Below are 13508 nucleotides of genomic sequence, written 5' to 3'. Positions count from 1 at the left end.
TCCGCTTTCCACATTCCAACGCGCCGCACGCTCTCCCCTTATGTTTATGGAGCGCACAACCATTCTTGTTGTTCGCCGCCCCTTTGCCGAAGCGCCGGGGCGGAGGTTTTTATTCGGCCCAGTAAGCCTGGGTCAGATCATCAGCCGGGATCGGCATGTTCTTCCACAGACCCTTGACGTTCTTATTCCAGACGCCGATTTTCGGCAGCGCATAGAGGAAGACATTCGGTTCGTCAGCGGCCAGTTTTTCCTGCAACTTCTTGACGAGTTCGAGCTGTTCCTCGTCGCTGCCAGCCTCGGCATAGGCCTTGTAAAGCGCCTTATACTCCGGGCTGTTATAGTTGAAGTAGTACTTGTCGCGGGCATAGATATCGAGATCGCGCGCTTCGGTATGGGCGATGATCGTCGCGTCGAAATCCGACCGCTTGAACACCTGATCCAGCCACTGCGCAAACTCGATCGGCACGAGATTGACCTGAATGCCGACCTCCGACAGCATCGCCGCAATAATCTCGCCGCCGCGACGCGCATAGGCCGGTGGCGGAAGCGTGATGGTGATCGATGTGCCTGCCGGAACACCAGCCTCTTCCAGAAGCTGCTTGGCCTTGGCCGGATCATACGGATAGGTCTGCGAAAGATCGACATAGCCCGGATCAACCGGCGAATAATGCGAACCGATTGGCGTACCGAAGCCCGAATAAGTGCCTTCGATCAGCGCCTTGCTGTCGATGGCATGGGCCAGCGCCTGACGCACCTTCGCATTGTCGAAAGGCGCCTTGGCGTTGTTGAGCGACAGGATGACCTTGCCTGCCGTATCGCCAACTTCGACCTGCAGCTTGTCGTCACTTTTGAAGCGGCTGATCAGCTCCGGGGCCTGGAACATCGGGAACACGTCAATGTCACCCGCAAGGATGGCAGCAGCGGCAGCCGATGGATCGCTGACAAAACGGAACGTGACGGCGGAGAGCTTTGCAGGCTCACCCCAATAATCCGCATTGCGTTCCAGTTCGACGCGGTCGCCCTGCACCCAGCGCTTGAACTTGAACGGACCCGTGCCAACCGGCTTGGTCTTGTTTTCGCCAGCCGAATTCGGCGCGACCATCACCGCGTCGCCCCAGCCCATATTGAACAGGAAGTTCGAGGTCGGGCGCTTCAGCGTGACAACGGCCGTCGCCGGGTCAGGACATTGCGTGCTTTCAATCGGCGCAAACAGGCCCTTCTGCGCATTGGTGGAATCCGGAGCGACAGCGCGCTCATAGGAGAATTTCACCACCGAGCAGTCGAACGGCGTGCCGTCGTGAAACTTCACGCCCTGACGCAGCTTGAACGTATAGGTCTTCTTGTCGTCGGAGACAGTCCAGCTTTCGGCCAGAAGCGGCTTCACCGTGCCGTCTTCGACAATGCGCACAAGACCTTCATAAAGGTTGGCATAGGTAACCTGCCGGATACCGGCAGCGGCATTGGCAGTCGGGTCCAGACCCGGCGGCTCCAGCACTTCGCCGACCACCAGCGTGTCTTTCGCGAAGGCACCGTTGATCGATGCGAGCATCGCAGCCGTTATAAGCCCGGCTTTCAGTAAGTTACCCATGGGTTCCCCTATCCCTCCAACTTTTAAATCGAGCGCCCGCCATCCACGTCGAGCGCAACCCCCGTAATCATAGAGGCAGCAGGCGAGCAAAGGAAAGCCGCCGCTTCAGCCAGATCATCAGGTTTCAACAGGCGGCCCATCGGGATGGAATCGCGGAACTTCTTGCGGATTTCTTCGGTGTCCTCACCCATGAATGTGGTGAGAAGCGGCGTTTCACCGGCAACCGGGTTCAGCGCCACAACGCGGATTTTCGACGGTGCGAGTTCAATGGCGAGCGCCTTCGTTACCGAAACGACCCAGCCCTTGGTGGCATTGTACCAGGCGAGGTTCGGACGCGGGCGACCAGCGCCGGTCGAAGCGACGTTCAGAATGACGCCTTCCCCATTCTTTTTCATGTGCGGAATGAGCTTGCGCGTCATCAGATAGACGCCACGCACATTGACGCCGAGAATGCGGTCGAACTCTTCCGGCTCCACTAGTTCGGCATTTTGCGGTTTGTGACCGATGCCGGCATTGTTGATCAGAATATCGATCTTGCCGAATTTCGACAAAGCGGCTTCCACTGCCGCCTCGACATCAGCTTCCTTGGAAATATCGGCAGCCACGGCCAGCGCCGCATCGCCGATTTCGCCTGCGACGCGCTCAGCGCCTGCCTTGTCGCGGTCAACGATGACGACCTTTGCGCCGCCGTCAGCAAAGCGCTTTGCCATGCCTTCGCCAAACCCCGAACCTGCTCCCGTGATGAGCGCGACCTTACCTTCAAGCGACACTATGTTTCTCCCAAATGCTATTTTCATCGCATTTTCAGACGGGAAACCGGTTCCCACTTTCCCTGAAAATGCTAGTCTCAGCCATGCCAGACCGAGATGGTCTTCAGTGAGGCAAACCCGTAAAGCGCCTCAAAACCCTTTTCGCGGCCATGGCCGGATTTCTTCACGCCGCCGAACGGCAGTTCGATACCGCCGCCAGCGCCGTAGTTATTGATGAAGACCTGCCCGGAATGGATGGCCCGCGCCAGGCGGAACTGACGTCCACCATCATTGGTCCAGATGCCGCAGACGAGGCCGTATGAAGTCCCATTGGCAATAGCGATGGCTTCTTCTTCGGTGTCGAAAGGCAGAATGACCTGCACCGGACCAAAGATTTCCTCCTGCGCCAGACGATGATCGGCAGGCACGTCGCGGATCAGTGTCGGCAACACATAGGCCCCGCCTTCCGGCGCATCTTCGGTCAACACACCTTGCGCGGCAATGGCCAGCCCGTTTTCCTTCGCCAGATCGAGATAGCTTTCGACAATCGCCTTCTGGCGCTGCGACACCACCGGACCGACCGACGGATCAGCACTAGCCGGGCCAACTTTCAATGCGCAGTAGCGTTCGCTCATGCGCGCGACGACATCTTCATAAATGCTGCGCTCGACGAGAATGCGCGACGAAGCCGAGCAGGTCTGACCGGCATTCTGAATGCCCGCATTGACCAGAAACGGCAAAGCGCGGTCGAGATCGGCATCGGCGAAAACGATCTGCGGCGATTTTCCGCCAAGTTCCAGCGTAACAGGCACAGTGTTTTTGGCAGCTGCGGCTTGCACTGCTTCGCCCGTGCGCACCGACCCCGTAAACGAGATGTGGTTGACATCAGGATGCTCGGAAAGTGCGGCACCTGCTTCCGCGCCAAGCCCGGTGACGACATTGAGCGCGCCGACCGGCAGACCGGCCTTTTCGGCGATACGCGCAAATTCGAGAATGGTCAGGCAGGCTTCTTCCGCAGGCTTGACCACGGCTGCATTGCCCATGGCCAGTGCTGCGCCAAGGCTGCGACCCAGAATCTGCATCGGATAGTTCCACGGAATGATATGGCCCGTGACACCATGCGGTTCATAGATCGACAGAACCGTAAAGCCGTTCTGATAGGGCAGCGTGTCGCCATGCACCTTGTCAGCAGATGCACCATAGAATTCGAGATAACGCGCCAGCGCCACCACATCGGCGCGAGCCTGCGTGACCGGCTTGCCGACATCTTTCGATTCCAGATCGGTCAGGAGATCGATATTCTTCAATACCTCTTCCGAAATGCGGTGCAGCACACGGCCACGCTCGGTTGCTGTCAGCTTGCCCCAATCGCCGGAAAGCGCCTTACGGGCGGCCGCCACAGCCTGATAGATATCGGCCTTGGTGCCGCGCGCGATCAGCGCCAGATCGCTGCCATCGGAAGGGTTCTTGACGGTGATATGCTCACCGCCAGCCGCATCCTGCCACTGACCTGCGATGAAATTGCCATAACGGAGCAAGCCCGCTCCTCCCGTCTGGTTCTCATGCTTCATCTTCATTCTCCCGAAGAGGCTGTTCCGCCTCCAATCTTGCCGTGGTGGCACGGATATGCGCCCGCGCCAGCCGCTCCGCCTGTTCGCCATCACGCGCGGCAATGGCCTCAACGATTGCGCCATGCTCGCGGATGGCGTCGCGTGCGCGGTCTACCGACAGCGAAAAGGACGGCGCGAAAACTTGCGATGTCATGCGCAACAGCGGCACGAAGGCAATCAGCGAGGCATTGCCCGCCGTGTTCATCACCGCCATATGAAAATCGACATTGGACTGGGTGTAGGCTTTGGGGTCCCACGGATCGACCACCGCCGACTGCCCTGCAACATGGGTGCGCAATCTGGCGATATCCGCATCACTCGCCCGCTCGGCCGCAAAGCGCGCAGCCACACCGTCGAGCACTTCGCGCACGGCATAGGCGTCGATCAGGCGAGTGAGATCCGCGGAGGCGACGCGCACCCCCCGGCCCGGCAGATGGATGACCAGCCCGTCGCGCTCCAGAACACGCAGAGCTTCGCGCAAAGGCGTGCGGCTGATGCCGAACTCGGTGGCTATGTGCTCCTGCCGAAGGATCGCGCCCGGCGCATAAACACCCGCATAGATTCGCTCCCGAAGCGCCTCTGCCACTTCGTCCAGCAAACGGGTCTGACTGCGCCATTCAAAAGCCGCCAATAGAAAAGCCTCCCAACTTTTCCGGACAGAATATCCTGGATACAAAATCAGTCAATCTGAAAACGGATGCGCTTTTCAGAAATTAAACAGAGAATGAAAGACCGGAAATTTCGTGAACACCACTCGAAACGACACGATCAATCAGAACAAGCAATTATGCAGGGAAAGCGTGGATCGGCGACCTGTCTGAAGCCTTCTTAGTCTCCGACAATTTCCGCCAGCATTTCGGCAAGCTGACGGATCTGGTCGGGGCCATTGTCCATGTGCCGGATGACGATTTCCATCGGCTCAACGGACGGCAATCCCGCCGCGGCAGGCACCATCTGATGACCGGGAAGTGCTACACGCGTCGGAAGCAGGCTGACACCTAGCCCCTCGGCTACCGCACTTTGAATACTCGCCAGACTGGAGCTGGTGAAAACCACATGCCAGCGTCTGCCCACCCGATCGAGAGCCTCCATCATGTCGCTGCGATAAAGCCCGTTCGGCGGGAACACGACGAGCGGCAGCGGATCAACATGGGAAACAGGAAAATCGGCGCTATCGAGCCAGGACAGCGGTTCTGGCCAGTGCATGGTCCCCATCGTTTCGCCGCGCTTCTGTTTCACCATGACAAGGTCAAACTCACCGGTCTCGAAGCCTTTCTGCAAGTCACGGCTGAGACCGCTCGTCACCTCGAGTTTCGTGTTCGGATGTGTGCGCATGAAACGCGCCAGTGCAGGCGTAACCAGCTGTGAGGCGAAATCCTCCGGCAGGCCGAGGCGGAACACGGCAGCAAGTGCTGTGCCGGTCATCGCGGCTGCCGCCTCATCATGCAGATGCAGGATACGGCGCGCATAGCCCAGCAGCTTTTCGCCTGCATCCGTCGGGCGCACATCATGCCGGGCACGTTCCAGAAGCGCCTGTCCGGCAGCTTCCTCCAGCCTTATGATCTTCTGACTTATGGTCGATTGGGTCGAGTGCAACTGCAAGGCCGCAGCCGTAAAACTGCGGCTGTCGACGACCGCCGCGAAGGCCCGCAAAAGATCAAGATTGAAAGCAGTATTCATAAACCCACTGGATGTCAGTTCAACATTTAATTTCCGAATATGCCACCCTGCTTGTATGAACACAACAAGCAGGAGAACCAGCCGATGCGTCAAACGATATTCAGCTTGAGTGCCTTGGCATTGATTGCAGGAACGATAGTTATGACCGAACCGACATTGCCGGGCCACAACGCCGCCGCCCATGCTCAGGCCCAAACCTCGCTGCTTCAGGCCGCAGCGGCTGGCGATCTGGCCGCAGTCAACGCGACTATCAAGACCGGAGCAAACCTCGAAACACGCGGCAAAAGCGGTGAGACGGCACTTCTGGCGGCAACCCATGCCAATCACGTCGACGTCGCCCGTGCGCTCATCAATGCTGGCGCTGACGTCAATGCAAAGGATGCCATCAAGGACAGCCCCTATCTTTATGCGGGCGCACGCGGACACCTCGAAATTCTCAAGATGACGCTTGCGCACGGTGCTGACCTGAAGAGCACCAATCGCTATGGCGGAACGGCACTCATTCCCGCCTCCGAACGCGGACATGTCGAAACGGTGCGCACGCTGATTGAGGCTGGCGTCAAGGTCGATCACGTCAACAATCTTGGCTGGACGGCACTCCTCGAAGCCATCATGCTCGGGGACGGCGGCCAGCGTCATATCGATATTGTGAAGCTCCTCATCGATGCCGGGGCCGACGTCAATCTGGCAGATAATGATGACGTCACGCCGCTTCAGCATGCCCGCAGCCGCGGCTATGCGCCGATGGTGGCCCTGCTGGAGAAGGCTGGCGCGAAATGAGCAGCGACAGCACATATCTCGATCAGGCCATAAAGCTCGCCTTCGACAATGTCGAACAAGGCGGACGTCCGTTCGGTGCCGTGGTCGTCAAGGGTGGCAAGGTCATTGCCACAGGCGTCAATCGCATGCAGGCCGATTGCGATCCCACCGCCCATGCCGAATTGCTGGCGCTGCGCGCAGCGGGCAAGACGCTGCAATCGCCGCGTCTCGATGGCTGCGAAGTCTATGCAAGCGGCCAGCCCTGCCCCATGTGCTTTGCCGCGATGCGCATGGCTGGCGTCGAGAAAATCCGCTTCGCCTATTCCAATGAGCAGGCCGAACCATTCGGCCTTTCAACCGCAAAAATCGCTGCTGAGCTCGCCAAGCCTCTCAGCGCGCAGACCGGCATCAGTTTCGAACATTCCCCACCGGAAAAAGATCCTGAACTCTACGAAGTCTGGAGCATCAAGAACAAGGCAGGCGCCTGAAACATGCAGACCACCACCCATCCGGTAACCGGTAGCAAACAAGCTGCAAACATTGCCCTCATCGCGCTCGTCGTTCTGATCGGCCTCAACCTGCGTCCGTTCCTGACCGCGCCGGGGCCAGTACTTTCGAATATCGCAGCCGATACCGGAATGGGCTTTGGTGCGCTTTCCCTGCTCACCTTCCTGCCAATGATGCTGATGGGGCTTGGCGCTTTCGCGGCTCCGCGCATCCAGTCGCGGTTCGGCACCCGGCGCAGCATGTTCGCGGCACTTGCTATTCTTGCCGCAGGCTCCCTCCTGCGCGGCTTTGTGCCGGACGGCGTTTCGCTGGTTCTGACCGCCGTACTGTGCGGCGCAGGTGTTGCAATGATTCAGGCCTTCATGCCGGGCCTTATCAAGGCCAATTTCCCAGCAAGCATTGCCACTGTGACCGGGCTCTATTCTGCCATGATCATGGGCGGCGGCGCTCTCGGCGCACGGCTGACGCCATGGCTTGCGGGCAGCCAGCATAACTGGCACTTCGCCCTTGCCGTCCTTGCAATCCCCGCTGCCCTGGCCTTGCTGACGGCTATACCCATCCTCCGCGAGATGTCATCGTCGGGCAAAAAATCCGGAATAACCGGGCACCTGCTGCGGCGCCCTCGCACCTGGGTGCTGATGGCTGCTTTCGGTCTCGTCAATGCGGGCTACTCGTCCATAGTCGCCTGGCTCGCGCCCTATTATCAATCGCTAGGGCTTGCCGCCTCCACCACCGGCAATCTCGTCGCGGCGATGGCTGTTGCACAGGCGCTAGCGGCCTTCGGACTGCCGCTCGTCGCCCGCCACAGCACCGACCGCCGCCCGTGGCTGCTGCTGACATTGGCTATGCAGGCGACAGGCTTCGCGGGCCTTGCCTTCGCACCGCAGCTCTCGCCCTTTTTGTGGTCCGCGATCTGCGGCGCAGGTCTCGGCGGCAGCTTCGCGCTCGCCATGATTACATCGCTCGATCACCTGCCCAGACCTGAAGAAGCAGGCGCACTGGCTGCCATGATGCAGGGCGGTGGCTTTCTGATCGCAGCTCTCGGTCCCGTCGCAACCGCTTTCCTGCATGGGCTGACCGGCTCGTTTGCTTCCGGCTGGATCTTGCACCTTGTTCTGGTCGCAAGCATCTGCCCACTCTATCTGAGCTTCAATCCGCACAAATATGCGCATGTCATGAAACTGCCCGTTCAGGCGGAAAGTGGCACACAATAGCGTTACCCGGCCAGTTTATGGCCCGAAAACAGTTTTCGGCAGGCAATTTTCGGCTAGATAGCTTGCTGACCTTCCCAATAGGGTTAAGGTTATAGGAAACCTGTTTTTATTTGTGGCATTTGAAGCGGTTCCGGCGAACATGGAAGCGCCAGCCATATTGACCCGAATACTGGTATAATATGAAGCACGAAACCGCGATCCAACAAGGCACGTCCGTCGCTCCGGACGGTTTGCCCAAGCCGAGAATCTATTGGGCATGGGCAACCCTGATGGTCGGCCTGACGCTTGCCGTCATTGATGGCACCATCGCAAATGTCGCCCTCCCGACAATTGCCGCCGATTTTTCGGCTGGTCCTGCAGCCTCGATCTGGATCGTCAACGGCTATCAGCTTGCAATTGTGGTCACCCTGCTTCCACTGGCAGCACTTGGCGAAATCTATGGCTATCGGCGCGTTTATCTTGGCGGCGTGGCATTATTCACCGTCGCTTCCATCGCCTGCGTTTTCTCGCGCTCACTGGAAGCGCTCACTTTCGCCCGCATCATACAGGGGCTGGGTGCGGCGGGCCTGATGAGCGTCAACACTGCCCTTCTGCGCTATACGGTGCCGCAGGCGAAATTTGGCACGGCCATCGGCCTCAATGCACTCTTCGTCGCTGTTTCGTCGACCATCGGACCGACGCTTGCCGGTGTCATGCTGTCGTCCCTGAGCTGGCCCTGGCTCTTCGTCATCAATATCCCACTCGGCGTCGCTGCCGTCGTGATGGGCCTCAAAAGCCTGCCCGAGAATGACCGCTCTGCGCGTAAATTCGATGTGGTCAGTGCCATCCTGTCGGCACTTACTTTTGGCCTTCTGATCACGACCATCGACAGTGCAGGCAACGAAATCGGTTCCTTCGTCGTGCTGTTGCAGGCGGTGGGCTCCGTAACCGCGGCTGTTCTCCTCACACGGCGGTCGCTGCGCATGGCCGATCCGCTGCTGCCGCTCGACCTCTTGCGCATTCCCGTTTTCACGCTTTCCATCTGCACTTCGATCATGTCGTTTCTGGCGCAGATGATGGCGTTCATCTCACTGCCGTTCCTCTTTCAGGTCGTCTTTGGCTTCAGGCCTATCGAAGTCGGTTTCCTGATGATGCCGTGGCCCATTGCGCTTGCCATCGTCGCGCCGCTTTCGGGCAAACTATCCGACAAACACTCGCCGGCGATTCTGGGTCTGCTTGGCCTCATCACATTCGCCATCGGCCTTGCTCTGGTCGGCATGCTGCCGGAACATCCGTCAATCCCGGATATATGCTGGCGCATGGCAATTTGCGGAATTGGTTTCGGCCTCTTTCAGGCGCCGAACAATCGCATGATGATTACGTCTACCCCACGCTCACGCAGCGGAGCCGCAAGCGGCATGCTGGGCACGGCGCGCCTTCTCGGCCAATCGCTGGGTGCGGCCTTCGTCGCCTTTCTGCTGTCGCAATGGGGCGTGGAAGGAACTCCCTATATTCTCTTCTTCGCATCCGGCTTCGCGCTGTTTGCCTCGCTGATCAGCGTCACACGTCTCGGACGCTGACTTCATCCACAGCTTTGAACATAGCCGGAAAATATCTTGCACAAAGAAGCAAATTTCCCTGTTGCAATCTCCGAAGCGTTGGTCCATATAGCGCCTGCCTGACGGAAACGAACGGTTTCCAGAATGACTGGCGCGAGCGGGTGTAGCTCAGGGGTAGAGCACAACCTTGCCAAGGTTGGGGTCGAGGGTTCGAATCCCTTCGCCCGCTCCAGTTTTTCTTCAGATCAGGTTTTACGAAGGCTGCCGACAGGCGGCCTTTCGTGTTTTAGGGCAATGTTTCTGGAAGCAAATCGTCGCTAGTGGATTGAATTTGACGTTTGAATCCCGGCTGACATAGATGCTGTTTCAAACGTCAAATTCGAAAAATCCACTAGATACATATACTTCCTGGTGGTCTTTTTGATTCCAACATTTGCTCAGCGCTTGAACCGACGTATGCAAATGTTGGAATCAGACCACTACAGCAGCTTGAATGGCAGGCCCGAAACGAGCGCCTTTATATAGCGCTTCTTCTGAAAATAGCCGTTGAGGGAAATGCGCGGAATCGCTGCGGCTGACATCGCGCCCGTTTGCTGCAGCACACCGGGCTGGGTGGTCACACCCACATCGAAACCGGCTGCTGATACCGCCCTGATCTCACGTTCGCCAACTGCCGCCTTCCATCCATATGGATAGGCAAAGGATCGCGGCCTGTAACCGGCATAGCGTTGCACTGATTCGGTCGAATCAGCGATTTCCTTTACCAGCCGCTTGTCGTCGACACGGCACAGATTGACGTGAGTGACGGTGTGCGCTCCAAGATGCACAAGCGGGTCCAGCGCAAGAGTGCGCAACTCCGATGGGGTCATCACCGATTCATCGACAAGCGAAATCGCGTCGATCCCGACCGTTTGTGCAGCCGCATCTATGCGGGCGACTGCTTCATCCTCATCGAAACACTGCATGAACTGCACGAGTCGGGCGAAGGCCGCTGATTTCTGGGCAGGGGTTGCCGAACGGACATCGGCAGCACCGCCGCCAAAATTGAACTGAAAACCGTCGGCCTCCATCACCAGAGCCGCGATGGTTCGCCACCACATGGATCGCTTGCGCTCCACGAAACCCGTCGTGATGAAAATCGTGTAGGGAATGTTGTATCTGGCAAATACCGGCGCCGCAAATTCTGCATTGTTCCGATAACCGTCGTCGAGTGTGAAGGCGACATATTTCCGGGTATCGGCTTTCTCGGAAAGTAATCTCGGCAAGTCATGCAGATGCACCGGCACGAGGTCTGCTTCCAATGCCGCTTCTATCGCCATTTCAAGCGTGTGCGGTGTAATGGAGAGAATGGCGTTGGGGTCCGTCCGATCAATCGCATCTTCCGGTTTGACGTGATGCATCGTGAAGACGACACCGCGCCCACCGGCAGCAGGGAAAAGTGCTGGCGCGCCGGAAAAGGCTATAGCCTCCAGCCCCGCACGGATCAGCGGATATTTTAAACTGCCCTTTATCGACCGCAGCGACATCTTCTCGAAATTACTTCCCCCAAAGGCCAGACTTGGCGCAGGATCGTGCCCAGCAACAAACCCCACTCGCCTATAGCAATTTCATCTCCCCGCGTGAATTGCTTTCGCCGCGTCTTATTCCTAGAGCGCATCTTATCCGAAAGCCGTTTCACACTTTTCGGGATGCCCTCTAGCAAAAAAGCCGTACGCAAAGCGTACGGCCCTTTATCAAGTTGTTCGTCAGACTGAATAGTTCAAAGCGAAGTCGAGCTCTTCCACCAGTCGGTTCCGCCATCATGCGCATATTGGTCAATTTCAGCCAGTTCCTCAGCGCTGAATTCCAGTCCCTTCAGAGCTCCCAAAGAGTTTTCAAGCTGTGCGACCGAACTTGCCCCGATGAGCGAAGAGGTGACGCGCGGATCACGCAGCGTCCAGGCAATAGCCATCTGGGCCAAAGTCTGTCCGCGACGCTCCGCAATGGCGTTCAATGCGCGGATGCGACCCAGCAGTTCTTCGTTCTCTGCGCTGGCTTTCAGAGAGCCGCCCTGATTCGCCCGCGCTCCCTCCGGAATGCCGTTCAGATAGCGTGATGTCAGCAAACCCTGAGCCAGTGGCGAGAAGACGATGCAGCCGGTGCCCAGTTCATCCAGCGTATCGAGAAGCCCGTTCTCGATCCAGCGATTGAACATGTTGTAATTCGGCTGGTGAATAAAAAGCGGCACGCGCTCTTCCTGCAGGATCGCCGCCGCCTTCAGCGTCAGTTCCGGCGAATAGCTCGAAATACCGACATAAAGCGCCTTGCCCTGGCGATGCAGATGCGCGAGCGCTCCCATCGTCTCTTCCAGAGGCGTCGTGGCATCGACACGGTGCGAATAGAAGATGTCGACATAATCGAGCCCCATCCGCTTCAGCGACTGATCGAGACTGGCGATCAGATATTTGCGGCTGCCGCCAATTCCGCCATAAGGCCCCGGCCACATATCCCAACCGGCTTTCGACGAAATAATCATTTCATCGCGATAGGGCCGAAAATCACTGGCCATGATGCGACCGAAATTTTCTTCGGCAGACCCGGCAGGCGGCCCATAATTATTCGCCAGATCGAAGTGGGTTACGCCCAGATCGAAGGCGCGACGGAGTATAGCGCGACCGTTTTCGTAGACATCCCGGCCACCGAAATTGTGCCAAAGACCAAGCGATATGGCTGGCAAATCGATGCCGCTCCGGCCGGTACGGCGATAGATCATATCTGACTGGTAACGATCAGCCGCTGCAGAATAATGCATGACGCATCTCCATGAGTGAAATGGTTTGACCACGCATGGAAGGCAGCGCCGATCCCATGCATAACAGGTGTGGCGCATATTTGATCCCGATGGGAAGCTGGTGCAACGCCAATCTATTGACCGCTACTCAACGAAAGAATGACAGATACTCAACAAAACCGTCAGGGCGATGTGGCCTCCTCTGCGACGACTAATTTCGTAAGCCCCTGACCTTCCCGGATAATATCGATCAACCGCCGCAAACCGGATGGCACCTGTCGTCTGCTTGGATAATACATGGTCAGAGGCGGACCTTCCGAAGCCCAGTCAGGCAGCACAGCTTCAAGCGCACCCGTATCCAGGTAATTCTGGACCAAAGGCTCCAGACAATAGGCAAAGCCGATCCCACTCAAGGCAGCCTCGACAGCCTGCTCGGTCTCATTGGCACAAATCGGGCCCTTCACATCGACCCGGCGCAAGGAAGCTCCGTTCCCGAGCTCCCACGCATAGCGGGAATTGTCCCCGAGCCTTGTCTCTATGCATGGCAAGCGTAGCAGATCGTCCGGCGCCTCGGGGCGCCCTACCCTTGATATCAAGACAGGAGATCCGACCACGATCCATTGCAAAGGTCCAGTCAACGGTACACCGATCATATCCTGCGGCACCCGGTCGCCATAGCGAATCCCCGCATCGAAGCCTTCGGCAACGATATCGACCATCTGGTCATCTATCGTCATATCCAGATGCATATCGGGATAGGTTTGCGTATAGCGCGGCAGGATGGGGGCAATAATCAACCGAGCGGCATCACGTAACGCGTTGAGCCTTATGCGTCCGGATGGGAAATCGCGCTGGCTGGTCAGTGCCTCGACAGCCTCGGCTATAGCCCTTAGACCTGTTTCGAGTTGTTCAGCGAAAGCTTTTCCGGCTAGGGTTGGTTTGATGGATCGGCTTGTGCGATTGAGAAGGCGGACGCCGAGATCGGCTTCGAGTTTACGCAAACGATGGCTGATTGCGGATGTTGTGACACCGAGTTCGTTAGCGGCCTGTTTGATGCTCTGGCGTCGCACGATTGTGACGAATATGTTGAGAT

At 57.9% G+C, this 13508-nt stretch carries 12 protein-coding genes and 1 tRNA gene; 5 read left to right on the top strand and 8 right to left on the bottom strand.

Going from position 1 to position 13508, the window contains the following annotated elements:
• Positions 1–109: 109 nt before the first annotated feature.
• From F9K91_RS19715 to F9K91_RS19695, 5 genes are all read right to left on the bottom strand, one after another.
• On the bottom strand, positions 110–1588 hold the full coding sequence (locus F9K91_RS19715) for an ABC transporter substrate-binding protein (protein WP_151678542.1): 1479 nt from the start codon (positions 1586–1588) through the stop codon (positions 110–112).
• Positions 1589–1611: 23 nt separating this feature from the next.
• A complete protein-coding gene (locus F9K91_RS19710) occupies positions 1612–2358 on the bottom strand; it encodes an SDR family oxidoreductase (RefSeq protein WP_151678541.1) in 747 nt (248 codons plus the stop codon).
• A gap of 77 nt (positions 2359–2435) precedes the next feature.
• Positions 2436–3908 (bottom strand): aldehyde dehydrogenase family protein, encoded by a 1473-nt coding sequence (locus F9K91_RS19705; RefSeq protein ID WP_151678540.1) that lies wholly within the window; start codon positions 3906–3908, stop codon positions 2436–2438.
• Positions 3898–4578 carry a GntR family transcriptional regulator gene (locus F9K91_RS19700; protein WP_151558270.1) on the bottom strand — a complete coding sequence of 227 codons (681 nt, stop codon included), beginning with the start codon at positions 4576–4578 and terminating at the stop codon, positions 3898–3900. Before F9K91_RS19700 ends, F9K91_RS19705 begins: the two co-directional genes overlap by 11 nt.
• Positions 4579–4775: 197 nt before the next feature.
• A complete protein-coding gene (locus tag F9K91_RS19695; RefSeq protein WP_151678539.1) occupies positions 4776–5627 on the bottom strand; it encodes a LysR family transcriptional regulator in 852 nt (283 codons plus the stop codon).
• 141 nt (positions 5628–5768) lie between these two features.
• Between F9K91_RS19695 and F9K91_RS19690 the strand changes: the two genes are divergently transcribed.
• The 5 genes from F9K91_RS19690 to F9K91_RS19670 all read left to right on the top strand — a co-directional run bounded on the left by F9K91_RS19690 (position 5769) and on the right by F9K91_RS19670 (position 9877).
• Positions 5769–6407, top strand: coding sequence for an ankyrin repeat domain-containing protein (locus tag F9K91_RS19690; protein WP_235913308.1), 639 nt, complete (start codon positions 5769–5771; stop codon positions 6405–6407).
• Positions 6404–6874 (top strand): nucleoside deaminase, encoded by a 471-nt coding sequence (locus F9K91_RS19685; RefSeq protein WP_151678537.1) that lies wholly within the window; start codon positions 6404–6406, stop codon positions 6872–6874. The genes F9K91_RS19690 and F9K91_RS19685 overlap by 4 nt, the downstream gene beginning before the upstream one ends.
• A gap of 3 nt (positions 6875–6877) precedes the next feature.
• Positions 6878–8107, top strand: coding sequence for a cyanate transporter (locus F9K91_RS19680; protein ID WP_151678536.1), 1230 nt, complete (start codon positions 6878–6880; stop codon positions 8105–8107).
• A gap of 179 nt (positions 8108–8286) precedes the next feature.
• Positions 8287–9666, top strand: coding sequence for an MFS transporter (locus F9K91_RS19675; protein WP_151678535.1), 1380 nt, complete (start codon positions 8287–8289; stop codon positions 9664–9666).
• A gap of 136 nt (positions 9667–9802) precedes the next feature.
• Positions 9803–9877: transfer RNA gene (locus F9K91_RS19670), tRNA-Gly, on the top strand.
• A gap of 247 nt (positions 9878–10124) precedes the next feature.
• Here the strand turns inward: F9K91_RS19670 and F9K91_RS19660 are convergent.
• From F9K91_RS19660 to F9K91_RS19650, 3 genes are all read right to left on the bottom strand, one after another.
• The gene (locus F9K91_RS19660; RefSeq protein ID WP_151678534.1) at positions 10125–11171 is read right to left on the bottom strand and encodes a polysaccharide deacetylase family protein; all 1047 of its coding nucleotides are present in this window, start codon (positions 11169–11171) and stop codon (positions 10125–10127) included.
• 233 nt (positions 11172–11404) lie between these two features.
• Positions 11405–12436, bottom strand: a complete 1032-nt coding sequence (gene mgrA, locus F9K91_RS19655; RefSeq protein ID WP_151678533.1) for an L-glyceraldehyde 3-phosphate reductase — start codon at positions 12434–12436, stop codon at positions 11405–11407.
• 161 nt (positions 12437–12597) lie between these two features.
• A partial coding sequence (locus tag F9K91_RS19650) for a LysR family transcriptional regulator (protein WP_151678532.1) occupies positions 12598–13508 on the bottom strand: 911 nt, incomplete at its 5' end.

The sequence above is a fragment of the Brucella tritici genome (genome assembly GCF_008932295.1).
GTDB classification, from domain to species: Bacteria; Pseudomonadota; Alphaproteobacteria; order Rhizobiales; family Rhizobiaceae; genus Brucella; species Brucella tritici.
This window is presented reverse-complemented; position numbering and strand designations above follow the sequence as displayed.